This is a genomic window from Shewanella sairae, assembly GCF_023283535.1.
Classification (GTDB): Bacteria; Pseudomonadota; Gammaproteobacteria; order Enterobacterales; family Shewanellaceae; genus Shewanella; species Shewanella sairae.
On record NZ_JAKILT010000233.1, the window covers coordinates 1 to 533 of the forward strand.

The window sequence follows — 533 nt, forward strand, 5'->3', positions numbered from 1 at the left end:
ATTGTGCGCACTCTTTGGTAGATGTGGTTATGGTAAATCCATAACCTAAATACTCCCCAATATAAGCAGTGCACCTAGCCCAACAAGAAACCCTATTAAAATCTTTAAGCAATAAGCAACAACTGAATACAAATCCATACGTAAAGTATCCATACTAAATATAGGCTTAACGCAAATCTGACACACAAAAGACCAATCACCTACAAAATTTACGCAGTTCACGGGTTTAAATGCTAAAAAGATACAATCTTAACTAGATGTAAACGCGTCAAATGTCGTCATTGGTGCGTTTGATAGTTCTACATTTCGACTCGAGTCGAAACCATCAACAAACGGCGCACACATAACGAATTGTGAAGCCTCGCCAAACGTCACCATGACGACACAATCGTCAATTGACTCAAAACGATAACCAATGCGCTCTAAAGCATCACTAGATAAATATTGTGAACTTGAATCAGCATCAAACCTAAACAAGTATTCAGTGCGCGACATAACGCCAGAAACGACCTTATTAACCGCAGAAATATAAA

The 533-nt window shown here is 38.5% G+C and carries 1 protein-coding gene; it reads right to left on the reverse strand.

What is annotated here, in order from left to right; all coding sequences use genetic code 11:
- Positions 1–249: 249 nt before the first annotated feature.
- A partial coding sequence (locus L2748_RS24345) for a hypothetical protein (protein WP_248957852.1) occupies positions 250–533 on the reverse strand: 284 nt, incomplete at its 5' end.